At 34.5% G+C, this 25573-nt stretch carries 25 protein-coding genes and 2 pseudogenes; 14 read left to right on the top strand and 13 right to left on the bottom strand.

Annotation, left to right across the window (positions count from 1 at the left end; genetic code table 11):
• Positions 1-325 precede the first annotated feature (325 nt).
• The 10 genes and pseudogenes from AC1DIV_RS27095 to xerS all read left to right on the top strand — a co-directional run bounded on the left by AC1DIV_RS27095 (position 326) and on the right by xerS (position 8202).
• Positions 326-1567, top strand: coding sequence for a sensor histidine kinase (locus AC1DIV_RS27095; protein WP_477577820.1), 1242 nt, complete (start codon positions 326-328; stop codon positions 1565-1567).
• 5 nt (positions 1568-1572) lie between these two features.
• Complete coding sequence (locus tag AC1DIV_RS27090) at positions 1573-2007, top strand: response regulator (protein WP_477577846.1); 435 nt, start codon at positions 1573-1575, stop codon at positions 2005-2007.
• Positions 2003-2110 (top strand): annotated as a pseudogene (locus AC1DIV_RS27085) (hypothetical protein); the annotation flags it as partial. The gene AC1DIV_RS27090 and the pseudogene AC1DIV_RS27085, both read left to right, overlap by 5 nt.
• Positions 2111-2125: 15 nt before the next feature.
• Positions 2126-2275 carry a hypothetical protein gene (locus tag AC1DIV_RS27080; RefSeq protein ID WP_477577819.1) on the top strand — a complete coding sequence of 50 codons (150 nt, stop codon included), beginning with the start codon at positions 2126-2128 and terminating at the stop codon, positions 2273-2275.
• A 505-nt stretch (positions 2276-2780) separates the two neighbouring features.
• Positions 2781-4817 (top strand): DEAD/DEAH box helicase, encoded by a 2037-nt coding sequence (locus AC1DIV_RS27075; protein ID WP_477577818.1) that lies wholly within the window; start codon positions 2781-2783, stop codon positions 4815-4817.
• Positions 4818-4822: 5 nt separating this feature from the next.
• Positions 4823-5545, top strand: a complete 723-nt coding sequence (locus tag AC1DIV_RS27070) for a hypothetical protein (protein ID WP_477577817.1) — start codon at positions 4823-4825, stop codon at positions 5543-5545.
• A 417-nt stretch (positions 5546-5962) separates the two neighbouring features.
• The gene (gene mntA / locus AC1DIV_RS27065) at positions 5963-6370 is read left to right on the top strand and encodes a type VII toxin-antitoxin system MntA family adenylyltransferase antitoxin (RefSeq protein ID WP_477577816.1); all 408 of its coding nucleotides are present in this window, start codon (positions 5963-5965) and stop codon (positions 6368-6370) included.
• A complete protein-coding gene (gene hepT / locus AC1DIV_RS27060) occupies positions 6360-6764 on the top strand; it encodes a type VII toxin-antitoxin system HepT family RNase toxin (protein ID WP_477577815.1) in 405 nt (134 codons plus the stop codon). Before mntA ends, hepT begins: the two co-directional genes overlap by 11 nt.
• A gap of 15 nt (positions 6765-6779) precedes the next feature.
• Positions 6780-6941, top strand: a complete 162-nt coding sequence (locus AC1DIV_RS27055) for a hypothetical protein (RefSeq protein WP_477577813.1) — start codon at positions 6780-6782, stop codon at positions 6939-6941.
• 133 nt (positions 6942-7074) lie between these two features.
• Positions 7075-8202, top strand: coding sequence for a tyrosine recombinase XerS (xerS, locus tag AC1DIV_RS27050; protein WP_477577811.1), 1128 nt, complete (start codon positions 7075-7077; stop codon positions 8200-8202).
• Between the two features lie 199 nt (positions 8203-8401).
• Here the strand turns inward: xerS and AC1DIV_RS27045 are convergent, their stop codons facing one another.
• Positions 8402-9214 carry a hypothetical protein gene (locus AC1DIV_RS27045; protein WP_477577809.1) on the bottom strand — a complete coding sequence of 271 codons (813 nt, stop codon included), beginning with the start codon at positions 9212-9214 and terminating at the stop codon, positions 8402-8404.
• A 486-nt stretch (positions 9215-9700) separates the two neighbouring features.
• Between AC1DIV_RS27045 and AC1DIV_RS27040 the strand changes: the two genes are divergently transcribed.
• Complete coding sequence (locus AC1DIV_RS27040; protein ID WP_477577807.1) at positions 9701-10366, top strand: excalibur calcium-binding domain-containing protein; 666 nt, start codon at positions 9701-9703, stop codon at positions 10364-10366.
• A 427-nt stretch (positions 10367-10793) separates the two neighbouring features.
• Entirely contained in the window at positions 10794-11078 is a 285-nt protein-coding gene (locus tag AC1DIV_RS27035) for a tyrosine-type recombinase/integrase (protein WP_477577845.1), read from the top strand.
• 263 nt (positions 11079-11341) lie between these two features.
• Here AC1DIV_RS27035 and dut read toward each other — a convergent pair whose 3' ends face one another.
• The 4 genes from dut to AC1DIV_RS27015 all read right to left on the bottom strand — a co-directional run bounded on the left by dut (position 11342) and on the right by AC1DIV_RS27015 (position 15833).
• Positions 11342-11779 (bottom strand): dUTP diphosphatase, encoded by a 438-nt coding sequence (gene dut / locus AC1DIV_RS27030; RefSeq protein WP_063596991.1) that lies wholly within the window; start codon positions 11777-11779, stop codon positions 11342-11344.
• Complete coding sequence (locus tag AC1DIV_RS27025) at positions 11780-12823, bottom strand: dCTP deaminase domain-containing protein (RefSeq protein WP_477577805.1); 1044 nt, start codon at positions 12821-12823, stop codon at positions 11780-11782.
• 50 nt (positions 12824-12873) lie between these two features.
• Complete coding sequence (locus tag AC1DIV_RS27020) at positions 12874-14373, bottom strand: SIR2 family protein (protein ID WP_477577803.1); 1500 nt, start codon at positions 14371-14373, stop codon at positions 12874-12876.
• A gap of 209 nt (positions 14374-14582) precedes the next feature.
• Positions 14583-15833, bottom strand: coding sequence for a helix-turn-helix domain-containing protein (locus AC1DIV_RS27015; protein WP_477577801.1), 1251 nt, complete (start codon positions 15831-15833; stop codon positions 14583-14585).
• Between the two features lie 357 nt (positions 15834-16190).
• Here AC1DIV_RS27015 and AC1DIV_RS27010 point away from each other — a divergent pair, with 357 nt between their 5' ends.
• Positions 16191-17336 (top strand): tyrosine-type recombinase/integrase, encoded by a 1146-nt coding sequence (locus AC1DIV_RS27010; protein ID WP_477577799.1) that lies wholly within the window; start codon positions 16191-16193, stop codon positions 17334-17336.
• 123 nt (positions 17337-17459) lie between these two features.
• Positions 17460-17725 (top strand): annotated as a pseudogene (locus AC1DIV_RS27005) (DDE-type integrase/transposase/recombinase); the annotation flags it as partial.
• Positions 17726-18057: 332 nt separating this feature from the next.
• Here AC1DIV_RS27005 and AC1DIV_RS27000 read toward each other — a convergent pair.
• From AC1DIV_RS27000 to AC1DIV_RS26965, 8 genes are all read right to left on the bottom strand, one after another.
• Entirely contained in the window at positions 18058-18531 is a 474-nt protein-coding gene (locus AC1DIV_RS27000) for a flavin reductase family protein (protein WP_342605221.1), read from the bottom strand.
• A 25-nt stretch (positions 18532-18556) separates the two neighbouring features.
• Entirely contained in the window at positions 18557-19108 is a 552-nt protein-coding gene (locus AC1DIV_RS26995; RefSeq protein ID WP_342605220.1) for an FAD synthetase family protein, read from the bottom strand.
• Positions 19109-19265: 157 nt separating this feature from the next.
• A complete protein-coding gene (locus AC1DIV_RS26990; protein WP_377413685.1) occupies positions 19266-19454 on the bottom strand; it encodes a dioxygenase family protein in 189 nt (62 codons plus the stop codon).
• 553 nt (positions 19455-20007) lie between these two features.
• A complete protein-coding gene (locus tag AC1DIV_RS26985; RefSeq protein WP_477577797.1) occupies positions 20008-21522 on the bottom strand; it encodes a 4-hydroxyphenylacetate 3-hydroxylase family protein in 1515 nt (504 codons plus the stop codon).
• Between the two features lie 465 nt (positions 21523-21987).
• Entirely contained in the window at positions 21988-23781 is a 1794-nt protein-coding gene (locus AC1DIV_RS26980; RefSeq protein WP_477577795.1) for a XylR N-terminal domain-containing protein, read from the bottom strand.
• A gap of 40 nt (positions 23782-23821) precedes the next feature.
• Positions 23822-24274, bottom strand: a complete 453-nt coding sequence (locus AC1DIV_RS26975; protein WP_477577793.1) for a GNAT family N-acetyltransferase — start codon at positions 24272-24274, stop codon at positions 23822-23824.
• A 217-nt stretch (positions 24275-24491) separates the two neighbouring features.
• Positions 24492-24701 (bottom strand): STAS domain-containing protein, encoded by a 210-nt coding sequence (locus tag AC1DIV_RS26970; protein WP_477577844.1) that lies wholly within the window; start codon positions 24699-24701, stop codon positions 24492-24494.
• 18 nt (positions 24702-24719) lie between these two features.
• Positions 24720-24953, bottom strand: a complete 234-nt coding sequence (locus tag AC1DIV_RS26965) for a hypothetical protein (protein WP_477577791.1) — start codon at positions 24951-24953, stop codon at positions 24720-24722.
• Positions 24954-25573 lie beyond the last annotated feature (620 nt).

Here is a 25573-nt window from a genome sequence, read left to right as displayed (position 1 = left end):
TTGWAATGAAAGACAAAATAAAGAGATTGCAAAAAATGAAGMTTTACACAAAATCCGGTGATAAAGTTGAAATAATATCCTTGTATATGGAAATWGAATGTAAAAAGGCATCTAWTTCTGTAGAAGCTTAAGGAACGSRTGGTGAAGCTAATTCCATGATTGGATTAGCTCTTTCGTTGTATTGGCCCGTTATGTGCATTACCATCACTTTATCGAAGGAGACAATATACTTTTTAGCTAGAGAGGAATAAGCTATAATGATAGGTATAAATGTTMCAAAAAGTGTAAATTTAATAATATAAGTAAATTGAYAAGGAGGTACATGGTGAATGCATTTACATTACGGAGCATTGTGAATGTTGAGACTCTTCAGGAAATCCAGGAGCGATTTTCCGATGTGACTGGTTTGGGAGTCATCATTGCMGATGATCAAGGAGTGCCTGTCACCAGTCCAACTAATTTCACAAATTTTTGCAAACAYATGCGTTCCTCACAGGAAGGAATGCGATGCTGTGTATGGTCTGATAAAAAGGTGGGACWGATTGCGGCTAAACAAGCAAAGCCAAGCATCCATTATTGCCATTCTGGTCTAGTTGATATAGCTGCTCCTATTGTWCTTAACGATAAACACCTTGGATCTGTTCTGTGTGGCCAGGTGYTACTAGAAGATCAAGATGAAAAGMAGTTGGACAAGATTCGAGAGAAAACAAAACACTTGCCAATTGATCAAGAACTCCTCCAACTTTATTTTGAGAAGATTGAATTTACAAGTCAAAAAAAGATCGAAGCATCAACAGAAATGCTGCAGCTTGTTGCCAATTATATCGTCAAATTGGGCGCTAATAACCTWGTACAAGAAGAGCTAAATGAGMAGAATCAAAAACTAATGGAAGAGATAAARGTTCGTTCCAGACTGGAGAAACTCCTTCAGGAAACACAATTAAAGGTATTGCAATCACAGATTAATCCGCACTTTTTATTTAACACTTTGAACACCATTTCACGACTTGCCTATTTAGAGAATGCGGAACAGACACAAAATGTGACGTACTCGCTAGCTAAAATCATGAGATACAGCCTGCGAAATATAGACCAGCTTGTTTCATTAAGGGAAGAACTGGATTACACAAGAAATTAYTTGAATATTCAACAATCTCGTTTCCGTAATCAAATTCATTACGAAGAGATAATAGACTTTGATACARAAGCYATAAAAATGCCCATTCTTTCTATCCAGCCTATAATTGAAAACGCTATCATCCATGGATTTGAGCCACAGGATAGTAGAGTGGTTATTAATATTCACGGATTTTTAGTAGATAAYCACGTRGTGTTAGAAATTTCTGATACAGGAGTGGGGATGACGGAAGAAAAAGTAGCCTCTATTTTTTCRCATTCAGGAGTGGGAAAAAACAGTCATACCACAGGAATTGGGATKAATAACGTACAAAAACGAATTCAATATTATTTTGGAGAAGAGTACGGGATTACWGCCATTGAAAGTCAAYCAGAAGTTGGTACAACGGTGCGGCTCGTYCTTCCAAATTCAGGAGGAGTTTTGTATTGAATGTGATGATAGTGGATGATGAACCATTAGAACGGGAAGTATTAACGATGATGATTAATAGAGAAAACCTCGCAATAAGCCACTTATTTGAAGCTRAAAATGGAGCGGATGCTGTAGACCTGGCGAAGCAAAATCGYATGGATATCGTTCTAATGGATATTAAAATGCCTATTATGGATGGCTTGGCAGCAGCRGAAATAATCAAAAACGATGTTCCARACTGTCGCATCATTTTCCTTACAGCGTATGATGAGTGTGACTTAGCCAACCGAACGAGTAAATTGGAAGCAGATGATTATTTATTAAAACCAGCTCATCAGAATGAGATCAGRCAAAYATTAATTAAATATATACCGGTGGTAAAAAGCCMGGCTMCACCCTCTTTAAAAGCATCCTGTAAGCGAGAAATGCGGATTTACCGATTCCAATTATTTTGCTAGGGTGTTCAAAAAATACGAAGGAATCACACCTACGCAATTTCAGCAGAAATCTCTTTTGTCAAGAAAGAAAAGAATCAATACATTCAATAATTTTGTGATGTAAAGTAGATTTTTTGCAATGAAACACAAGAAAGAGTTGAATTACCAGGAGGCACACCGGCTGGATCTTCAGCTGGTGCGTTCACGCATGGAGAAAAAAACATCCTTTTTTCTCGATTTAGAGCAGGCATCGAGCCTTCTTTGGCTGGAGAGGGAAGATTTCGCTTAATTTATCTTTGCGTAAAATAACTATTTTACGAAAAAAATATAGAAAATATGTTTGGTATAATACAATAAATAACTTTTAAAGATATTAGAGGGATTCGCTTAGTAAATATTTTTATTCTTGAAAAAAAGGAATTTGTTAAATGATAGCAGAATGATATATTTGATTAAAGAAGATTTAGTATTATTACAATTATTATTAGAGGATAGAAAGTTGAAATTAAAAGGTGGAAATTACTAATATTTATTTTGTTCATATAAGACTTATATGATAAGCTTTTGGATAAAATTATTAAAGAGTTTATAGGAATTAATCCCAGAGATTTAAGGAATGCTGCTTTACAATATTGCGCAGCTAATTTTGGTTCGAAATATTTAAGTAACTGCTTAGGTTTATCTATTACACAAGCAGAGTGATATTCAAAAATTGGCGAAGAACTAATTGATTATATTGTAGACCAGAGTATTGAAGGAAATATCAATTTAGAATTAGGAAGTGAATAATTACTATGTCTAGTACCTATTTTTTCTCGAATATCGAGATTAATGAAACTAATAGGTTATTTATAAATAATATAGAACAATATGCGGAAGAAAATGCTTTACCAACATATGTAATACATAGTCCACTTGCTGAAAAGAAATATACTTATTCTTTTTCTTCAGGAATGATAGTTTTGATACCCAATCATAAAATTATTATTGTAAATAATGGTGGCAATGAAGAGGGTTTTGAAGATTATTTTGAAGACTTTTTTGAGGATTTAGGACATCTTTCAGACCGATATGAATATCGGAAAATATTAGGGAGACCTAGAAAGTGGAAAAATGAACTTTTAACAGATACAAATGTCCCAAAATCAGATCAAGATATAAGTGAATTTCTAACACAGTTTAAGATTGAAGATAAAGTCAAGAGTCGTCAGATTGAATTGTTGATATCTCTAAGTATTGGTAGTATCAACCATATTGATAAAATTACTGAGGAATTGCCCAAAACTACATTAGAAAAAGTAAAACAAAATATTATTTTATTTGATGGTGATCAAACTCGATTCATTTTTAAAAAGAAAAATGATGAAAGAATAACAATTCAAGGGTTGGCGGGTACTGGTAAAACTGAATTACTATTGCATAAAGTTAAAGAATTATATACAGAGAATGATGAAAATAGAATTGCTTTTACTTGCTTTAATAAAGCCCTTGCCAATTCGTTAAAAAGTCGTGTTCCATTATTTTTTGACTTTATGAAAGTAGAAGAACAGATTAAATGGGAAGAACGATTGTGGATAATGCATAGTTGGGGCTCAAAAAATGATCCGAATAACGTCGGGATGTATAGTCTGATTTGTAAAAAATATGGTATTCCATTTCAGGGGCTAATGCAGGGAAGCTTTGATTCTGCTTGTAGAGAAGCGATTAACTTTTTGTCAAATATTAAAGAGGATATCCAACCTATGTTTGACTATGTATTAATAGACGAAAGCCAAGATTTTCAAGAAAGCTTTTTCGAATTATGTGAACTTGTTACAAGTAATACAGTTTATGTTGCAGGAGATATTTTTCAAAATATTTTCCAAGCTAATACAAGTGATTCATCGCCAGATTTTCTTCTTAATAAATGTTATCGAACAGACCCAAGAACTTTAATGCTAGCTCATGGTGTAGGATTTGGGTTATTTGAAGAAAAGGGTATTAGAAAACTGACCAATGAGCAGTGGGAAGCTTGTGGATACAATATAGAGAAAGTTACTGAAGATGAAATGGTACTTACTCGTGAACCTCTACGTAAGTTTACAGATCTTGATTACGAAGAAATAGAAAGTATTAAGTTGATTCAATATGAAAACCCCGAATTTGGCTCTAAATTAATCGAAACAATTGAAGAAATAAAAGAGCAAAATCCTACTGTTGGTCCAGAAGATATTGCAATTGTAGTTATTGATAAAGGTAATAAATATTTTGATTTAATGGGACAGATAGGCGTACGTGTAGGTACTCATTTTGATTGGAAAGTTAATACTTTATATAATTCGAAAACACTCAAGAAAAATACATTATCGATAAGTAATATTAATAATATTAAAGGTCTTGAATTTCCATTTGTAATTTGTGTTTCTCATGAAAGTATAGGAGAAAACGTTAGGAAACGGAATTCTTTATATATGACATTAACAAGATCATTTATTACTTCGTATCTATTCGTAAGTAAGAAAAATAACGAAGGTTTTATTAATTCTGTTTCAAAAGGATTAAATAATATAAAGGCTTCAAATAAGTTGATTTTTAACAAGCCTAAACAATATATTGATCAAGCAGAATTGACTTTAGATATTAATGATATTACTGTTTCTCAAAGAGATATAGTAGATGAAGTCTTTAATGAAATTGCCCATCAAATGCCTAATGCAAAACTTGATATTCAAGATCCCGTTAAGCAAGATATCTTAAGGAGAATTGTTTATATGATTGCACCAGACTCTACTAATAGGAAACAAATAAGAGAAATAATTTATTCGAATTTAATTAACATAGGAATAAAGTGATACTTATGAAAAAAATATCTTTTTATTTGACACATACATTATATGATCAAGCAAACGTTAACATTAGAGAGAAATCTGATGTTTTAGGATTATTATTAAATACTATTCCAGATATATTTGTAAATAACGAGCATGACGTTGGATTAGGGCATTGCGAGATAATTATAGATAAGATGAGCAGAATTATATTTACCTTGATTAATGATGGTAAGGTATATAAAAAATTCTCTTTTAATTTTCCGTTTACTTTAACGGAAAATGAAGAGGAAACAGACGATATGTTTGGTAATAGATGGGCTATTTTTGATTTAGAGGGAGAAAGAATAAATAATCAAACTATTAGCATTCTAAAAATCCTCTTTGAGGATGATGCATTTGTAGATAGAATACATTCAGAGATTGAGCCATTGGACTTTTATGAGCAAATTCTCCAAGCTATAAAAGAAGTAGAACTTGATGTAACAATATCAGATAACTATATATGGAGACTAATAAGGTATTTATATTTATTTGAACCAGGATATTTAAGATACGACTATGATGATTCAGAATCTAGGCGTAATGCATTAACCCATCCATTACACCACTTAGATTTTAATTTTTCTAATAATGTTACTCTTAAACTAGGAATTGCTGATGATGATAGGCAATATAGAGGTTGGAAGATAGATAGTTTTGAAACTCTGTTAAATAACAATAAGCCTTGTTATTATTTGAAATTAACTTAAAAATATAATCATCTAAAGTTTAAGGTAATTAATCTTTGAGCTTTAGATGATTATGTAAGATATATCTATACCGGCAAGTAAGTCCACCTGTTCTACGATTGAAGTAGTATTTTAGGCTGTCCTTATTATGTCCGCATCGGAACAGGTATACTCCATGCCGTTTTGTCTAATCATTAAATTATACTACGAGGCGAATTTTTTTCTTTTCTTTTCGCCAGGCTGTTCGCCTTATAAGCTGTACAGGGTAAGAACACGGGTATACATATAGCCAGGAGAATGTGGAGAGGAGAGCACTATACGATAATGGGGAAAGTTAGTTATATTTTATTTATGCGTAAAATCTCTGTTTTACGCATAAATGGACATAGGAATAGACGTTTGGTATAATATTCATATTATCATTAAGGAGCGTGTCTTATGTATACAGAGATATTCCAAACCATTCAAGATACTCTCATAAAAAAAATAGATCCGGTTTTCATTATTATCTTTGGTTCTTATGCCAAAAACTCTACACATAAAGACAGTGATATCGATATTGCTTTCTACAGTGAGAATCAATCGCTTACTACATATGAAGTTTTTCAGCTAGCACAGGAATTAGCAGATATTCTGAAAATTGAGGTGGATTTGGTCAATATTCGTACAGCATCCACGGTTTTTAAAGCCCAGATATATACTACCGGTACCGTTATATATTCAGCGAATGACACTCTTCTTAAAAACCTCCAAATGACTGCACTAAGCATGTACGCTAAATTGAACGAGGAACGCGTAAATATCTTAAAAAAAATAGGAGAAAGTGGGACCATCTATGAAGAATGATGTGATATTGAACAAAATCAGTGTTATAGAACGTTGCATGAATCGGGTTAAGGTTGTATATGAAAACAATCCAGAAAACCTGAAGGACTATACCAAACAAGACTCCATCATACTCAATATACAAAGAGCCTGCGAAGCGTCAATCGACTTGGCTATGCATATTGTAGCTGAACAGAAATTAGGGTTGCCTCAAACCAGCAGAGATGCTTTTGATATGCTTCATGGGGCTTTAATTATCGACGAAAATACTGTCAAACGATTAAAGGCCATGGTGGGTTTTAGAAACATAGCCGTTCATGACTACCAGACGGTTAATATAGACATTTTGCAGCAAATTGTTGAAAACCATCTTGGAGATTTTACCGACTATACAAAACAAATCCTTAAATTCTGATAAAGGGGTTTTATGATGAATTACAAAATTCGTGTTTATGATCTTCATACAAATAAAGAAACATTCAAGGTAGATGAAGTTTTTGAAACTAAAGATGCTGCTGAAGTTGCTATCAAAAATCATAAAGTTCAAAATCCAGAAAAATATGAGTATGTAAAAATTCCAGTGAAAAACTAATTATTTCAGTCCTTTCCTTCCAATCATGGGCTATTACATAAGTTAGTAACTTGAACATAAAATGATTATGTAAACAACTATTCGTAAAAATTGAATTTTACGCATAGATTAAAGTGAAAAAAGGAGTAAAACAATGGCCAATACCAGACAACATCAAGTCCATGAGCAGAAATTGGAACAGCTGGTTAAGTCCATGCCTTTCTATATCGTTGAATATGTTGATAATAAATTGGATACCCGGTCCCCTTCCACCCTCTTGAATTACGTTCTTGATTATAAACTATTTTTGGAGTGGCTGATTGCGGAAGGCATTGCTGAGCAGGAGCATATTAAGGATATCCCCCTGTCCGTGCTGGAAAAGTTGAAGTTGATCGAAGCTCAATCCTTTATCAAATTTTTGGAACGGAGAAACATCCCCATCAATAAGCAGGAAACAAAAAAAGCGGAAAAGGTATCCGTCAATCGGAAAATTTCAGCATTACGTTCCCTTTTCAAGTATTTAACGACCCAGACGGAAAATGAAGACGGCGAGCCTTACTTCTATCGGAATGTCATGTTGAAAATTGAAGTGAATAAAGTGAAGGAAACATTGGGGGCGCGTGCTTCCAGAATATCGACGAAGATTTTCCACAATGATGAGGATGCTCGGTTTCTTGAATTCGTGAAGCATGACTATGAAAGAGAGCTACCTGAAAAGTCCAGGAAACTCATATACTTTAAAAGGGACAAGGAACGTGACTTTGCGATCTTATCTCTCTTCTTAGGAAGTGGCATCCGGGTGAATGAGTTATCCAACTTAAGGCTACGAGACTTGGATTTCGAGGAAAAACAAATACATGTGTTACGTAAGGGTGGAAAAAAAGATGTCGTGGCAGTCTCTCCTCCGTCCATGCAGGACATAAAAGATTACCTAGCTGTGCGAACGGAACGATATAGGGGATCTAACGATGATGCAGCCTATCTGTTCTTGACGAGGGTGAATGATGGAGCCACCCCCCTTTCCAATCGCGCCATCGAGAGTTTAGTAAAGAAATACACGAAGGCCTTTAAGTCCAATAAATCCATGTCCCCACACAAACTGAGGCATACCTATGGGACGAATTTAATGGAACAGTCAGGAGATATTCATTTGCTGATGACTCAACTGGGTCATACGTCAACCACAACAGCTGCGCTTTATACTAACCCTGAGCAGGAGAAGGCTAAAAAGGCTGCGAAACAGCTGGGAGAGAGAAGAATCAATTTTCGTAAAAGGGATTAAATGAAAAAGGAGAAGATTTTCTAGTCTTCTCTTTTTTTTTACGTGTGTAGAAATGAAAACATAAGGTACAATCTATACTTCTGCCATTTGGAAATGGTTAAATAAATGGCGACCAAAAGTCAATGTTATGAAAAACCATTCCTCAGTTTTTTTTAAACTGCCTAATAGAAAGTGCGATCTTTTAAAAGAGAATGCACAGTTAGTTTATTAAATTTTGAGCCAATGATACACCAAAGTTTCTAATCATAGTATGTTCTTTTTCGGATAACTTGTTTAGACAATCTTCTTCCCACTTTGTCAGAAGTATTTCTTTATAAATAAAAGCTTTTTGAATTATATCGCATTGCCCTTGCCAGTTTAACATTTTAAATTCTTTAATGTTTAGTAACCATTGAATTTTTTGCAATTTATCCGTTGTTAGTCTATCTTTATCCCATTTAGGTAACACAGCTCTTTCGTAAAGGAGATATTTCACAAAACGGTGTGAATTTAATCTTCTTATTTTTTCTAAGTTTCTAAAACTTCCCTTATTCTTATGAGCTTTTTCTATAATATTCTCTGGTATCTCACGATGAATCAAATAATTATTTATATCCGTACTAGTTACACCAATTTTCTTTGAAATTTCTTCTATACTTAAATCTTCATTCAATAGGCAACTAAGTAAGTAATGTTTATCAAACCAATTAGAATGATCTTGGAACATCTTTCTTAGGAGTTTTATACGTTGCGTTGTTATATTTGAAAATACCTGCTCTATAACAGTTACATACATTTTCTGTTTTCTTGTATTAGTTAAATGCTTATAGGCTAAATATTCTAAATACCCCGATACGAGCCAATACTTTTCCTCATATTTATCCTTTTCGACTACTGGATAGCTAGGTAAATCTTCACCTTCAATTAATAATTTGATTCTTTTCTGAACAGCAGATTCAGTAACTGATTCTATATATATAGGCACGATTAAGCTAATATCTATTTTACTTATTTTGATACCGTTTAAATTCATGCCTCCACCTCCACATATTTTAACCTTACTAATACATATGTGTTGGGTTATTTGTCCTATTACATTTGTATTGTACTTCCAGATATATCGAATTAAATGTTTTATAAAAAAAAGAAAATCTACACTGCAAACGGCTCTCACCATTGTTGACCTATATTTCGGGCTTGATTGAGTAGTCTTATTCCTTACTGGTGAATGTTGCAAACCTCCTTTGAATCCGCATAATTTGATTTCCCGACCATATTCGTTCTAATACCACGTTACAGTATCTGTCGAAGTCCTTTTAAGGGTTTTCTTTTCAAATGTCAATATATAAAAAGAAAATCCGATGCTATCACTAAACATTTAAAAAGGAAATTGAATTTTTTTGTAGAATTATAGATATATACTACTAGAAAGGAAGCTTTGCAAATAAGTGCTTGTTTTTTAGTCTAAAAATATAAATTTTAGTGGTTAGTAATGATTATTTTTAAGGGAGTGTTAGTTATGCCAGCCATCGCATTATTAGGTTTTCTCGCTATTTTATATTCTTTTTTTTACCTACTCTACCACTTTATCAAAAAGATTAAAAACAAAGAAAGAACACTATCCAAAAAGATTTTTTACCCCTCGCTCATTGGTGGAATAATATTTTTTATTGTTGGAATATCGTTTTTGGATACAGGAGTTCAAGCTAAACTTGATGATGAAATAGAACAAAATACAAAGTTAACAGCTGAGAATAATACTTTAAAATTAGAAAATTCAAAGCTTGAAAAACAAATTACGGATCTTACGTCAGAAATTAAAGAAACAGCATCTAATATTACCGAATATGAAAATAATTTAAAAACATTGGAAGAAGAAAAAAAGGCATTCTCATCAGAAAAAGATTCATTAAATGAAAAGATTAGTGATTTAACAACTAAAAATACAAGTCTGCAAAACAAAGTTGATAGCTTAAATACTCAACTTGCTAGTAAAGATACTTCTACCTCTACTGCAAAAGAAAATTCAGATCAATCAACTGCGTCTATATCGTCAGGAGAAAGGGAAGATTTCGCAAACTGTACTGATTTACGAGATACATATCCAAACGGTGTTCCAGCTGGTCATCCTGCTTATGTACCAAGTATGGACCGCGATAAAGACAACTATGCTTGTGAAAGGTAATAACATATAGGCTCTATATTATAGAGCCCCCATTTGTAGACAAAAAGGTTTCGGAAAGTTCCCGAAACCTTTTTAATTTTTTATAAGCAGATTCGGTTTCACAATTGCAGCAAGCCAATAGGGTAAGGGGTGAGCTCCACTTTCTCTATGTGATGGTCATAGCCAGAACCACCGGCCGTCTTTTTGGAACGGACAAACATCCCCATCAATCTCTTTTCTTAGGAAGCGGCATCCGGGTGAATGAGTTATCCAATCTGGCTGCGAGACTTGGGTTTTGAAGAAATACAGATTCACGTTTTACGTAAGGGTGGAAAAAAGGATGTTGTGGCAGTCTCTCCCCCTTCTATGTAGGACATAAAATATTATTTAGCTGTGCGATCGGAAAGTTTAAGTCAAATGATGATACGCCTATTTTTTCTTGACTAGGATGAATGATGGAGCCACCCCTCTTTCTAACCGCGCCATTGAGGCTCTAGTAAAGAAATACACGAAGGCATTTAAGTCCAATAAGTCGATGGCTCTACATAAACTGAGACATACCTATGGGACAAAATTAATGGAGCAGTCAGGAGACATCCATTTACTGATGACTCAACTTGGTCATACTTCAACCACAACAGCTGCCCTATATACAAACCCTGAGCAGGAGAAGGCTAAAAAGGATGCGAAACAGCTGGGAGAAAGAAGAACCAATTATCTTAAAAAGGAATAAATGAAAAAGGAGAATTTCTAGACTTCTCCTTTTTAGGTTTTGAGTGTGAATTTTGAGAGACGTGCTCAAATGTCCATGACCAGTAACCAAGGAAGCTTAATGGGGTAGATAGTGCATCTGTATTATACTTGTCCTTACTTTCCATCGAACTATCATATTCCCATAACGTATAAGATTGCTTATACGTGGACTTAGGACTTACACAATGGAATTGGATGTTGAGGAATACAGGTTATAACTACCAAAAACCATGTCATCACTTATTATTTTGTACCTGTTGAACCAAACCCACCTTCAGCTCTCTCAGTAGCAGTAAGATAATCAACACAGTTTACATTAACATTTAAAAAAGTTGAAATTACCATTTGTGCAATCCTCATACTCTTCTCTACTTTAAACTTTTCTTTCCCGTGATTAATTAAAATAACCCCTATTTCTCCCCTATACCCTTGATCTATTGTTCCAGGAGTATTCAAGACAGTAACAGAATGTTTTAATGCTAATCCGCTTCTAGGTCTAATTTGAGCTTCAGTTCCTGTTGGAAGTTCGAGTTGGATACCTGTTTTAACTAAAACCGACTCACCAGGATTAATAATTATTTCCTCAATAGAAAATAGATCCATCCCTGCATCTCCATGATGAGCATATGCTGGAATTTTGGCATCGGGGTGAATTTTTCTTACTTTTATTTCTTTCGTCATTTACTTTATATTCCTTCCTATATTTACTATTTGTGTAAAAGCCCATGCAATTACCATTATTATAATACTAAAATAAGAAACCATACCATCTTCTGCAGCTCCTTTACTTACTTTCCAAATAAAATAGAGCAGCGCAGAAGTTCCTAATATAATTCCTGAAATTCTCAATATCTTAAACGAAATTTTCCGATAATTATTTGAATTCTTTATTTTTTCACTAACATCATGAGCCTGATCTGTATAAAACTGAAGTACTTCCGCAAATCCTTTATAATTGTCTTCGAATATTTCTTTAGTGGTTACGACATTTTTATTAGGGTCAACATTACTAATAAAATCTATAGATCCAATCGAGTCAATCATTTTTTTTAGTTTAAGAAAATGTTTGTATTTTTTTGTCCAGGAAAAAATTCTTCTATTATTTGGTTTATCTACTATTCTACTAAGTAAGTCAAATCGACCAGAAGGATTATTATGGTATTTAGTAGCAGTGGATGCTGTTTTAGTAAACATAAGAGTAACAAATGCTGAATACCTAAAAGTTAGGTTTTCTTTTTCAGGATTTTTATACTCATTTTCTTCTTTAGAAGATACCTGCTTCTGATTATTAAGTATTTCTGCTAATGTTAACTTGATACGACGTTTAGTAGGATTATTTATAGAAACTAATAGAGGCCCTTGCCATAAAGGATCAAGAGTAGTTGAGATATGTCCCAATCCTTTTGAAACTATACTTACCCTTGAATGAAAAGTCCCAGCAATATTCTTACCAATCTTTAAAGCTTCTCTAGTCATAATAACTACGGTATCATTAGGTTCTATGAAACAAAATTTTTCTTTTTCATCAAAGTGAATTTTGACCAATAATTGATTATTGATGGATAAAATAAAATCAGATGGTGTCAGGTTATAGCCCGCAGGTGTTAAGTTATAATCTTCAAAAGGGTGAATTATTATCTCTTCATTTTCCAAACAAATATTGATGTCTGTATCTGTTAGTAGCCCAATTGTTTTATTTTCCTGGACTATTTGATCATGGTTCATAAATTACCCCCGTCGTTCCTTTTAATACCTTTAAGACAAATTTACACCGCTTAGTTTACTGAGGACAAGTCTATCGTCTTCTTCAGCATACTTTTTATAATCATAGACACAAAGTAGTTTTCTATAATCAGTAGTTTTCTTATCTGTATATTCTCTAGTTGGATTCTATCTTTTACTATTCCTAATACTATAGCTAAGTTCTTTCTGGATTGAGATATATTATCATCTTGTAAAATATCCTTAATATTTGTATGCTCTTCAGCAAAATCAGTTGCACCTCTAATTAAATTACTGATTTTCTCATTTTGAATATCTTTTAGTGTTCTAGTGCTTTCCAACTCTAACTGAATTTTACTAAATCCGTAAATAGGGAAATACTGATTTTTTTGAATTCTATATTTATCAATTAACTTTAAGAGTTGATGGTTAGATTCATCAATAATTTTGAAATAGTTTTCCATTAACTCTGATGTTGTTTGAAATTCATAATTTATTGTCTTTAATGAACCAATAGCTAAGATTTTTTCACCATTTTTTAAAGCATCTATATCCTCTGTAATACTAACTTCTATATTACCCCCAGCATATATCTCTTTAACTATAGTCTGCACTTTTCTAATATCCATGGCTGACACAGGTAGGCTTAAATCAGCTAAATGTTTATATATCTCTAAAAAATTATCCGTTTTTATTTTGTTTATTCGGATTGTAGAGAATCCACTCATATCAATATCATGGTCAGTAACTTCAGGATTCTGAGAACCTTCATCATATTCAACAAGTAAGAAATTCCTTCTAATTTTCTCTGCTTCTGGTGTATTAGGATTTATATATGTAAAAATGGTTCTTAGGATTCCTTTAATGTTTATATCGCCGATGTTGTAGCCTAAGAATATTATAGGATTATGGATAAACAACGATAACAACTGTGCCCTAATTAATTCATATTTTTCATCAAAAATCTTATAATCATCTTCCGTGATAATGATCTTACCAGGATTCTCGACGCAACCATGTATTTTATAGACTGAACCATAAGGATTGCTTAATAAAATCTCATTACCAATGAGTTGCTTAAATTCAAATATATCCTCTATAAAACTGTCATAATTTGTAGTGATTACTGACCCAATATTTTTTCTTACTTTTTTCAACTCAGATATTTCAATTTGTTTACTTTCCTTAATTTTATAACTCGATAATAATTGAGAAATATATAGTTTAAAACGACTAATGTTTATCCCGCATTTCATATTTTCATAAAATACATCATTAATATCCTTAAACTCACCATCCCGATCATTTTTTAGTACTTCGTTAAATTCATTTTCAAGTTCTTTTGCAATTTTAGAGTAATCAAAAGTCCCGTCTTTTTCATACTTGGACTTTATATCATAATAAAATTCATCAGTTCCTTTAATCTTATTTGAAATGTAAGATAGTAAACCATCCCATGTAAAAGAATTTTCTAGATACCTAAGACTTATCCCTGTACCCACAAAAAGTACTGGATGATTGGTGAAATTTTTTACAAACTCCCTTATGTGCATAGAATCGCCTCTTCTGTTTTTTGACTTATAAATAATTCACGGTGCTTAATTATATATTTATGTTTTAAACCAACTAGTCCATCCTTATAACCTTATTATACCATTCATTATTGCTAGCTTATGATAAGTATGTCAAAATAAGATGATGTTGCCTTTGAAAGAATAGGTATATTATTTGATTCGTATTTCCCAAATAAATTACTTCCTAGTTAATTTATTTTCGACGACAATGTATTCTCAACCCATTTACTAATACTTATCCCTTTTTGTTTAGCTAAATCTGAAATTGTTTCTAACAATTCATTTGGTAATTCAAAACTAGTTTTTCTATATGGACTTCGTAATATCAAAGTATCTTCTTCATGGTGCATTTCTCCATTAGTTAAATACGGTAAGATATCGGCAATACCAAACACCTCAGATATTAACGGCTTTTCTCCTGCCTTGACGTAAAGTAAAACTGTGTCAATTTGTTCCCTAAGTCGGATGTTTTCCACTCCCCATATTTCATATAAGTAGTCAATGAAGGGGTAAAATACAACTTCATTTTTTGGTATCCGAAGCTCAACATAGCCCTTATAATCCAAAGGAGGTTGGTGGATCAAGTATGATGGCTTTAAGGCATGATTTTTCATTCCTTCTTCATACGTTAACCACTTTTGGATATTGGGTAGGTAAAAACCAAATACATTTTCTTCATTACGAACCACACGTGCCTCTGGAATTTTAGACGAATGAAATCTTTGATACAAAGCAATGTCATTTTTTGAATTATAATATTCATATTTTTTCGGTCGCTGTATTTCAGATGGTTTAAGTGTTTTTTCTGCTTCCCGATAGGCTGTTTCCGATATTACATATGTGATTCTTTCATCACCATAAGGGATAGACTCAGCTTTTATGGAACCATCTTGAATATACTTATAAACACTTTGTACAGATAATCCTAATTTCTTTGCAACCTCATTAGGACTCATGCCAGTAGGGAAAGATTGTTTTTCATATACTAATCGATCCACTTCCGCTTTTTGATAACGGGCCTCTTTATGTAATCGATGTGGGTCCAGTATCTTAATGATTTTCTTCTGCTTTCCATAATGGTAGACCGTTGCCTTGGATACGCCTAATAAATCCGCTACTTCTTTTTGTGTATACCATTCCACTTTATCCCCTTCCCATCCTTCTTGATGATCCGTTCCTGTTATGGGAACATCCCGTTGGTTCCCATTCGTCAATTCCTCATGATACAAGACAGCTTCCGCCTGGCCAAATTTCACACGATATTGGAGACGGGGGTGTTCAATCACATCCAAAATCACGCCTTCTTTTTTTTCAAATTGTTTAAAGTAGTAAAAACTCTCTGGGTCTTCATCTTCCGTACATGTTTGGAGAACATAAACCAATTCCCCCATTTCATAAGATGCAGTCTGCGTGTTTTCTTCATTTTTTAGTTTATTCATAATTTGTTTATTCACCTTTTATCTTTTATTGTTATATTTCTATCCATCACAGGATTAACTATTCATTTCCTATATCTATCATAATATATAATATTGATGTAAATAAGTATAATTAAAAATTCCTTTTATATAAACATTATAGATTTAATATTTTAATCAAAAAATATTATCATAATTTATGAATCTAATTATATACTAATTATAATACACCTAAATAAAGATAGGATTTATTTAGGTCTTCCATAATTAATTAATACTTGTAGTTTGTTATAATGTAAGTAGTATTCATGATATGGAAAGTACTAGATATAACGTTAACTTATTAATAAGTGAAATATAAAAGTGAGGGATACAGGTATGCATGAACTGATAGATAAATCGAAAGAGATTCAGAGCAGTGCATGGAAAAAAAGTCTGTCAGACATTTCAATCCACACGTTACAAGAACGATTAGATGCGACAGAAAAGAATGGGAAAGATCCCTTTTCCGATTTTAGCGATGTAGACATGCTACAGTGGTATCTTCATAGGCGAGAACATTTAAAACGGCAACATGAAAAGTCCACCCGCACCGTCCAAGCCTATGAGCGGGAACTTCTTCAATTTATTGAACAAATGCTCACTTATTCAGTGGAAATCCATGTTGACTTGGAAAAAGTTGTGGAGGGTTCCCTCTTTAAATCGCTATCCCCCCGCCACATTCGAAGATATCAGGAATGGTTATCGGAAAAAAGCCCTTATGTCTTAACAAAAGGAGCGTATTCCGTTGCCACATTATCCAGAAAGACAACCATCATTAAGAGTTTTTTGACATTCCTGTTCGAATCAGGCTATATCACGGAGCCCATTCATGAAGGTTTCTTTAAGATCAATATTCGTAAAGATGATCGACCGAACCGTGATTTGGGACCGAAGGAAGTCATTCAGCTACTTGATTACTTCAGGGAAATCCACCACCCCATCGTTTTTTCGATCATTCATATCCTAACGATGACAGGCATGCGTAATGAAGAGTTTACAAGACTCCGAGTCAAGGATCTTCAATACGATTCCATTACCAGCACGTATTTTTTAGAGGTACTAGGTAAAGGAAATAAAAGAAGGCAAATCCCACTGAAAGAAAAAGGAATGAATAGCATTCGCATGTTCCGTTCAGCTAGAGGGCTCGACGATATAGATGCAGCAGAAGGAGAAGACCCGCTCTTTACGACCAATACCGGCCGTGCCTACTCTCCCTCATATTTGTCTCAATACATAACAAAAGCCATTAAGGAGAGTGGTTTGCCTTTTTTGAAGTTTCGTTCCTCTTCCATTGGTCCTCATACCTTCAGGCATGCTTTTGCCATCATTTCTCACTTAAATGGAGTGGATGTCTATCAGATTATGAAGAGTCTGGGCCATGAGCAGCTCTCCACTACAGAGATTTATTTGGAGAAGGTTTTTGAAAAAGAACGACATGCAATTCATTTGTGGAAATCAGATGTGTTTGGAGAGTATATATAATAGAAGAAACTCGTCATATTCAGAGGAATTTTTGCTGGATTTTGGACTCAATTGAATGGTGCGCTCTTAAAAGATCCAAAATGGTTTAAAGATTGAAGATATGAAAATATTCTTGATTTAAAGCAAGAGTTAAAAGAAGAAAAAAGTATGCCAGAAGGCATACGAGTACGACAAATACGGTATCGAACAACATTGTGAAACAAGATCATCGTTTTATAAAAAAACGGGTCCGTTCTATGTTGGGATTGAAATCGTTTCGAACAGCCACCTATATTTTGAGTGGTATCGAAGCTATACATATGGTTAAAAAAGATCAACCTCATCAACCGGCAAAGTCTGCCCAAAATGAGGTTGGATTCATTCATAAGTTGTTCGGAGTTGCTGCTTAATCCCAAAGTTAACAGGATATTACCATTCTATGGTTCTAGTGCATTATTTTCGCACCAGAAACTTCGATAAGGTTGTATTTCCATTTGTTTTAAATCTAACAACTAATGTTAATATTAATCTATTGATGGAAAAATTCATCCATTCCTTAAATTTTCAGAAATGACTTTATTTAACGCCCTTTTTCTGGTTCAACTAACGGTACAGATTAGTTTCCAAATGCTCCTGCAAAGACAAAACTCTAAACTTTAACTCTTGATTTGGATCTAAGACCCCACAATTCCTCGATTGTTAACAGCTCGCATAAGCAATCTTTGAATTGGTATTAATAGTCTCAAGCTTTTTGTGTTTCTGCGGCTAAACGTCCGAACTTGCCCGAGAAATAAGTGAGTGCGTCATCATCCGTATACGCAAAATTTTCGACCTCTCCAACAAATAAGACGTGATCTCCACCGTCATATTCTTGCCACGGTGCACATTCAATAAAAGCAAGTGATTCAGCAAGGCGTGGTGTATGATCGCCTTCAATCCATGTGAAAGGTTCTTCTTCTTTTGGACGTCCTGCAAAATGCATCGCCACATCTTCTTGACAAGACTTTAGAATATTAATCGTGAACGCATTATTTTTCATATGCTCGAACGCTTTCGTTTTCCGGTCGACAGAGACCAATACGAGTGGTGGATCTAGTGATACCGAAGTAAATGAGTTCGCTGTCAGTCCGTGATGACCACTTTCAGTTCTGCAGGTCACAACCGTGACGCCAGTTGCAAATCGTCCCATACAATTCCTATACTCTCTAGCATCCATATGTAAATCCTCCTTCTGTAAATTCTTATTGTGTACTATTTAAAGAATACGGCTCCCTACCAAGTAAATAGTATGCTTGCTCTGCTTGTTGATGCTGTAATAAATTACGAATCCGTGTCGATGATATAACCTCTCCTGCTGCGCAAGTGACGACAGGATGCTGAAATGCATTGAAAGCCTTGTCCAAATCTTCAATAGAACCACTTTTCCCTTTGCCGAAGTGGAAACCAGGTCCGACCCACACTTCTTTTGGGTTTATTCGACTCAGTTCATCGATGAAGTCCTGTGCACTTCTCGCTGCGTAAGCTTGATCAAACGAAGCGAAAACTGTATAGGAAACGCCTAGCTCTTCAAGAAATTTCTTCTTTTCGGGTAACGATGTAAGCATCGATTGGTTTTGAAAACAGACTTTAGGCGGTGGATCAAATGTATAAACCACAAGCGGAACGCCATAAGAATTTGCCTGTGCTTTTGCTTTACTAATCAAAGCTTGATGTCCTCGGTGAATGCCATCAAAAGCACCAATCGTGACTACAGAATGTTCAAGTTCAAGTTGATTACTTTGGAATGATCTCATTTAAAGTACCCTCACTGTTCGTTATGATTTTATTTACTAGGTGTCATGAAATGGTAGGTATCCTTTGAGCAAATGAAGCAGAACCGGCACTACCTTTTTCATAGTGCCGTCTATATCCACTTATTGGGATGCTTCGTCTAGCTATATATCTAATTAATTACTTTGTGTTTATTAAAACTTTGCAAGGGCGCAATGAAAATTCAAGTGATCCTTCTGTGTAATAGTCTTTTTTGTCTAATTTAATGACTAAAGAATCGCGTACACCATCAGCTACGTCTGTCTCTAGCCATTCGTCACCGTCAAAGAAAACTTGTGTAATGAGCTGATCATGACCTTCTGCATCAATGATGAAGTGAAGATGTGCAGGACGGTTTGCGAGCCAATATGCGTTACAAATTCACCAGTCGGTCCGCCCATTGGAATTTAATAAGAAGTTGGAATAATTGTTTTAACCGTAAAGTTCCATTGTATTCAGGAATACAATCTGCAAAATGTGAATAAAATCCTCTTCATCAGCATGCCACATACGAATATGCGTATTCCCTAAAGGCGTACCATCTAATGATTTGATTTTCCCTGTAAAGAGGAATACTTCGCTTTTTTCATTAGTGCGTAGTATAAGGCTCCGTTAGTACTGGTCCATCTTCGATATAGTAAGGTCGCCGTACATGCCGCGCAATACGTGTGTTTCGTAAAATACATCTGCAAACAATGGAGTTTCTCTAGATTGTCCTAGTCTATCAAACCAAAGGCAAAACTCACGGTACTCTGCGTAAAATTCTTTTCCGCAATCAGTTCTTTCGTTTTTAATAAACCCTCAAAAATGTCGATTACTCTTTCATTAGCCATTTATATTACAGCCCATTTTTTTGTTTTTAATCAGTAATAAATCTGTTCAATTATTTTTTCTGATAAGCTTGGACATCATCATTGTTAATCCAAGTCGGGTTTACCCAACCATCTAAGTCATAATCATCCATACACTGTTGCGCGAAATTTTCAAACTCTTGTGCTTGGCCACTCATTTTCGCCATCGTCAAGTTTTCTAAACGAATGTTTTCGTTGTTACCTGAATAATTACGTTCGTATAATTCATGACGACCGCCGTACTCAGTACCAATCGCATCCCATAGTAATTTAATGACTTTGATTTTTTCTTCTGCATCGATACCATTTGAACCACGGTATAACTTATCGATAATGGGACGTAATTCAGGATTTTTAAAGTCAGCTGAACTAGACGGCTGTACAATTAAGCTACCTGCGACGACTGTTTCGATAATGTTTTTCACATGTGACCAACCATCGGACATGAATACCCGATATGCCAATCCGTATTCTAAGTTTGGCAAGACTGTTCCATTTGCACCTTTTTCGGGATTCAATGCCATTGCATCGCTTAAGGCCCAGAACATATTGCGGTAGGCAATTACTTCACCAATATTGGCTTGAACGCCGCGGAACGAATCTGTCCCATTTCCTCTTAATGCTTTGATCAATAGACCTGAAATGAAATCTAGTTTTACTGCGAATCTTGTAACACCGTGGAATGTCAAACGGTGAAGGAATCCACTTTCTGCAAAGAAGCTATTCGCTTTTTCAATATCTTTATAGACGAGTACGTTTTCCCATGGAATGAGTGCGTTTTCAAATACAAGCACTGAGTCATTTTCATCGAAACGGCTGCTTAGTGGATAATCGTAAGGACTTCCTGTAACTGCTGCGTTCATTTCATATGAAGAGCGGCAAATAAGTTTAATGCCCGGTGTATTCATATCTGCGACGAAAACGAGTGCATACTCTTCGCTTGGAATTGCGAGTGCACCGTAATGTGCAACGAAGTTATAGTTTGTAAGTGCAGATCCTGTTGCGACCATTTTCGCACCACTCACTAGAATGCCTTCTTCCGTTTCACCAACGCAGTGAATGAAGACATCTTTCACTTCATCAATCGACTTATCGCGATCAATCGGCGGATTAATAATCGCATGGTTGAAGAACCAGTTTTTCTCTTGCGCTTCTTTATACCATCTTCTGGCATTGTCCGCATATTTTCCGTAATACTCTGGGTTTGCGCCAAGTGTCGCTAGGAACGAAGCTTTATAATCCGGTGATCTACCCATTTGGCCATAAGACATTTTCGCCCATTGTGCAATCGCATCACGCGTTTTAAATAAATCTTCTGGTGTGTGATCTGGATGGAAAAAGCGTTGTGTAAAGCTACCATTTCCAGTGTCAGTTTCTCTTGTTAAAATATCTTTATATTTTGGATTATGCAATGCGTCAAATAAGCTTGCGATAGAACGCGCGCTATTTCTGAATCCCGGATGAATTGTAACATCCTTCACTTTTTCTCCGTGGAGCCAAATTTCACGATTATCCCTCAAACTTTCCAGGTATTCTGCTCCTGTCATAGGTATTCTAACTGCTTCTTTTGTAGTCATTAACGTGCCCCCTTTGTTTTTTGTAACCGCTTACTAAACTGAATATTACGCTACATTCTGAATGTTGGTAACTGTAAATAAATACTAATAAGCGCCCACCGACTAACAGAATTTGCTGAGCAGTTAATTCGTCTGCTTAAAAAGCACCTTTAATACAGGAGAAAACAAGTGATTCGTCCTACGTAACTTTCTTCAAAAAATATCCGCCGCATTACGGATCAATCAATACTTAATTACAACCTCCTTTTTTATATAACCAACGAACATTTCAAACATTACTTTATATTCGGAATATTAGTAACCGTAAAAGATTTCGAACAAATTTTACTGTGTTATAGCTTTTCACTAAAAAAGACGAACCAGTGAGCGATTCATCCTTTTTCAAAGTATTTTATTTTCCTAATCTGTCTATACTCCAGGAGCCTTGCGCCTTTCTTATTGGCTATTCACAACTTTTAACGCAAAATAGATTCTAGTGGCCAACTGCCCATTAAATCGTCCTGATCCTTTTTTCAAATCAATATCGCTAAGTGACTCAATTCTTTCAATCCGATAACGTAGACCAGCAATTGATAAATGTAAATCATCCGCCGTTTGTTGAAGATTTCCGTTATTATCTAAATATGATTTTAACGTAATGAGAAGACTCCCAGAATTCTCATTGTCGTATTCTATTAAACTTCCGATTGTCTTTGTATAAAATTTGATTAATTCCTTATGATCTGCGCCTTTTAAGAACATCATAATGCCTTCTAACTCTTTATACGTAGCTTGTCTACTGCTAACTGGGTACGTCAATTGAACAAAATCGCAAATCCGGGTTGCATCAATATAACTATTTCTCATCATGTGTATCGATTCTACGGTACGTCCAGAACCAATATGTATGATGACATCAGGTATGTGTTTTTTGATTTCATCAAGGATATTCATAGACATTCTTTCAATATCTTGTTCCTTATCCTCCGCAATAATCATCACGATATATCCATCTTTTATGAATAAATCGAGTTCAGGGTATTTATTCGAAAGAAAATTTAAGACTTTATCTTTCATCTTTCTTGGAATGACTTTAATCGCAATAATGCGATGAGGCTCATTTGGATTAAAGCCGAAAATTGTCGCTTGTCTTATCAAAGTCGTTTCATCTAACAACTTATTGTCAATAATTTCATCAAAAAAGTCTTCTCTTTTTTTCCATATGGATTCCGTAATTTTACGCTTATGATACATTTGAATGGTAAACACCATTAATGCACGATTGATGATTAATTGCTCCCTTTGGTCAAGCTTTTTATCCCCAATAACCGTTAGTCTGCCAAGTTGAATCTTATGGCTTTTAATACTGAATGACTCAAAAAACAAACCTTCTTGCTGTTTTGTCACAACACTACTATTTTTCCATTTATTATATGCTAGTAAATCTTCTGTACTTTTAAAATGCGCAGAATACACTTCCTTGAAATGGTCAATTACGATACTGCGTCCAATTATATCGCAAATCGTATGCGTAATATCGTTAATATCTTTGTCTTCTAAAAAAAGTTCAGTCAACTGATTTTGGACTTCTTCGGATTCTATAATATTATCGTTTAGTTGCTCAATTTCCGTATAGACGTCTTCTAACACGGATTGTAATGATTCAGCCATGTAATAGCGCAGATCTTTTAAATTCTCTTCATCACAGTGCGCAACGGTTTGTGCGACGAAGTAACATTCTTGATCACCTTTCCCGTGACAGTATTTCTCATAAGCAACCACTTCTTTCCCGAAGGCGCTCGTTAGATACCCGCTTGCATAACCGATGAGCGTCCAGCAGGTTGCCTCAGGACCAATCTTATTTCCAACTAGATGATTGGTGACTTCAAATGAATTTTTCCAATACCCTGTAAAATATAAATGATCACCATTTATTTCTAAAATATCGGGTTCTACTGTGACAATGCCTTCAAATGTATGCATCGCTGTTCCTGACAGCATCAATTCCTTTGTTGATCCCCATTCATAATTTTCCTTGAGTGACTCAGCAGCTCGTTTGCCACAAGCCCAGCCGTAGCGCATTAGAAATCCTTTCGCTCGTTCTTTACCGAGTGTATTAATTAAGTCATTACGTAAAATTCCAAGTGCCTCAACAGAGATTAATGCCATTCGTTTATCATGAAGCTTAATTACCCCTGTGCGCGGATTGATATCTATCAAGTTTTGCAAAAGTAACTGATTAGCTTTCATCAACATTTTTTCCTCCCAATTTGTCAGCTGAAAGTTTTGCTCAATTGATTTTCTCCATAAATACAAACTCTATATTTTCACGGATCATTTCTTTTTTATAACTTTTGTAACCGATGGATTCATATAGACGAATATTACCAAAACTTAAGGACCCAGTATATAGGTCAAATCGCGCGCAAGTAGGAAAATACTTTTCCAATTCCATCATTAACTGCTTGCCAATTCCCCGTTTTTGAGCATCCGGATGTACCATTAATCGCTCGACATAACAAACGCCGTTTTTTTCATGTCCTCTCACCGAGCCAATAATTTTATCTTCTATAGTGAATTTTAAAATTACTTTCTTTTGAAAATCTTCTTTTATCTGATCAAGCGTTTCTGTAAGTGGCGCAATTTCATAGTTATTATAGAGTTCAGCTTCACGTATATAAGATACTTTTTGAATCACTAAAATCGATTGAGCATCTTCTTTAACCGCTTTCAAAATCATCATATAAACACTCCTCGTCCTATAATATATCATTATGAAAATATGACGGGTTCTCTCGATAGCTTCTCTTTTATTCACAGTTAACTCTACTCGGTAAATAGTAATCTTATCGCTTGTTGTTTCAATACTTATGCTTTCAAATTCAATCTCTTTTAATTGGTCTAAATTATTAGTTAATAGAAAGTACATTTTATTAAGTAATGTGAAGGTATTTTATATATTATTTTATGACTTCTATCGCTTTTAAAACAGATGAATACGTCTTAATTGATGAAAAGTCGATTCCTGCAGTAATAGATTTTGTTGCTAAATCAGGGCGAATACCAGTAAAAACCATATTTATTCCCAACAACCGAAGAACATCATTTATTTTAAATAACTCACTTGCAACGTATGAATCAATAGTAAGTATTCCATAAAAATCCATAATAAGATATTTAACCTTTAATCAAGGAATTTCCGGTATTACGCTATTGAAAATATATTCAACTCTTTTAGGTTCAAAGTTGCCAATCAAAGGAAGAATAGCAATACCATCATGGATAGGTACAATTGGTGCTGATAATTCATTAATCGCTTTTTGTTTTTCAATTAACTCTCTTTCTCTTTCTCTTTCATCAATGACACTATTTGTCTGTCGTTCAAAAGCAAGTATGGTCTCAGTAACGGTGGTATCGAGCATATAGTTAACTCGTTATTTACTTCAACAGTTTCCTCAGTGGTAAGTCCATGCTCTATGGAGACTTTCGTTATTTGTTCTATAAGACCCAATCGAAAATGAGGATAGCGTCCTATTTTTCCTGAAATCTGGCAGTTGAGGGCTGCTTGCCGTTCCCTTTTTTTTGGCTCATTTCCAAAAATCCTTGAGGTACTTCATATCCATTTAAAGTTATACCTTTCGCTATTATAAACTCAGTGTAAACACTGTAGTAAATCTCTAAATCTTCTTTAAAAAAGACAATCCCAAGTCTTTGAACAATATTATCAACGACTTTAATTGCTAATGATTCGGCATGTCAGTTAGATAATTAGCAACTGCTGAAAACGACTCCATAATTCTTTCCCCCCAAGTCTCTGCTTTACCTGATTATATCCTTTAATCTGCCAATTTAATAATGCTACGATTTTCTAATTAATATTTATTTTGGTCCTTTGGAGTTAGTATAGTTTCATGGACACATTTTAGTTAAGTCCTTACAATGATTTTTGAGAGGATGTGTCCGTCTTGGAACGTAAGAATACAGGTAAAAAATATAATAATGAATTCAAAAAGACTATTGTAGATCTTTATCACTCGGGTAA

This window comes from Peribacillus sp. 05N428, from assembly GCF_056397085.1.
Note: the sequence above shows the minus strand (reverse complement) of the source record. Positions and strands in the feature narration are given on the sequence as shown.

Excerpts from the sequence above, each read along its gene's own strand:
- AC1DIV_RS27080 (WP_477577819.1), top strand. The coding sequence starts at position 2,126 with ATGAAACACAAGAAAGAGTTGAATTACCAGGAGGCACACCGGCTGGAT.
- AC1DIV_RS27075 (WP_477577818.1), top strand. The coding sequence starts at position 2,781 with ATGTCTAGTACCTATTTTTTCTCGAATATCGAGATTAATGAAACTAAT.
- AC1DIV_RS27070 (WP_477577817.1), top strand. The coding sequence starts at position 4,823 with ATGAAAAAAATATCTTTTTATTTGACACATACATTATATGATCAAGCA.
- mntA (WP_477577816.1), top strand. The coding sequence starts at position 5,963 with ATGTATACAGAGATATTCCAAACCATTCAAGATACTCTCATAAAAAAA.
- hepT (WP_477577815.1), top strand. The coding sequence starts at position 6,360 with ATGAAGAATGATGTGATATTGAACAAAATCAGTGTTATAGAACGTTGC.
- AC1DIV_RS27055 (WP_477577813.1), top strand. The coding sequence starts at position 6,780 with ATGAATTACAAAATTCGTGTTTATGATCTTCATACAAATAAAGAAACA.
- xerS (WP_477577811.1), top strand. The coding sequence starts at position 7,075 with ATGGCCAATACCAGACAACATCAAGTCCATGAGCAGAAATTGGAACAG.
- AC1DIV_RS27045 (WP_477577809.1), bottom strand. The coding sequence starts at position 9,214 with ATGAATTTAAACGGTATCAAAATAAGTAAAATAGATATTAGCTTAATC.
- AC1DIV_RS27040 (WP_477577807.1), top strand. The coding sequence starts at position 9,701 with ATGCCAGCCATCGCATTATTAGGTTTTCTCGCTATTTTATATTCTTTT.
- AC1DIV_RS27035 (WP_477577845.1), top strand. The coding sequence starts at position 10,794 with ATGAATGATGGAGCCACCCCTCTTTCTAACCGCGCCATTGAGGCTCTA.
- dut (WP_063596991.1), bottom strand. The coding sequence starts at position 11,779 with ATGACGAAAGAAATAAAAGTAAGAAAAATTCACCCCGATGCCAAAATT.
- AC1DIV_RS27025 (WP_477577805.1), bottom strand. The coding sequence starts at position 12,823 with ATGAACCATGATCAAATAGTCCAGGAAAATAAAACAATTGGGCTACTA.
- AC1DIV_RS27020 (WP_477577803.1), bottom strand. The coding sequence starts at position 14,373 with ATGCACATAAGGGAGTTTGTAAAAAATTTCACCAATCATCCAGTACTT.
- AC1DIV_RS27015 (WP_477577801.1), bottom strand. The coding sequence starts at position 15,833 with ATGAATAAACTAAAAAATGAAGAAAACACGCAGACTGCATCTTATGAA.
- AC1DIV_RS27010 (WP_477577799.1), top strand. The coding sequence starts at position 16,191 with ATGCATGAACTGATAGATAAATCGAAAGAGATTCAGAGCAGTGCATGG.
- AC1DIV_RS27000 (WP_342605221.1), bottom strand. The coding sequence starts at position 18,531 with ATGGATGCTAGAGAGTATAGGAATTGTATGGGACGATTTGCAACTGGC.
- AC1DIV_RS26995 (WP_342605220.1), bottom strand. The coding sequence starts at position 19,108 with ATGAGATCATTCCAAAGTAATCAACTTGAACTTGAACATTCTGTAGTC.
- AC1DIV_RS26985 (WP_477577797.1), bottom strand. The coding sequence starts at position 21,522 with ATGACAGGAGCAGAATACCTGGAAAGTTTGAGGGATAATCGTGAAATT.
- AC1DIV_RS26980 (WP_477577795.1), bottom strand. The coding sequence starts at position 23,781 with ATGAAAGCTAATCAGTTACTTTTGCAAAACTTGATAGATATCAATCCG.
- AC1DIV_RS26975 (WP_477577793.1), bottom strand. The coding sequence starts at position 24,274 with ATGATGATTTTGAAAGCGGTTAAAGAAGATGCTCAATCGATTTTAGTG.
- AC1DIV_RS26965 (WP_477577791.1), bottom strand. The coding sequence starts at position 24,953 with ATGCTCGATACCACCGTTACTGAGACCATACTTGCTTTTGAACGACAG.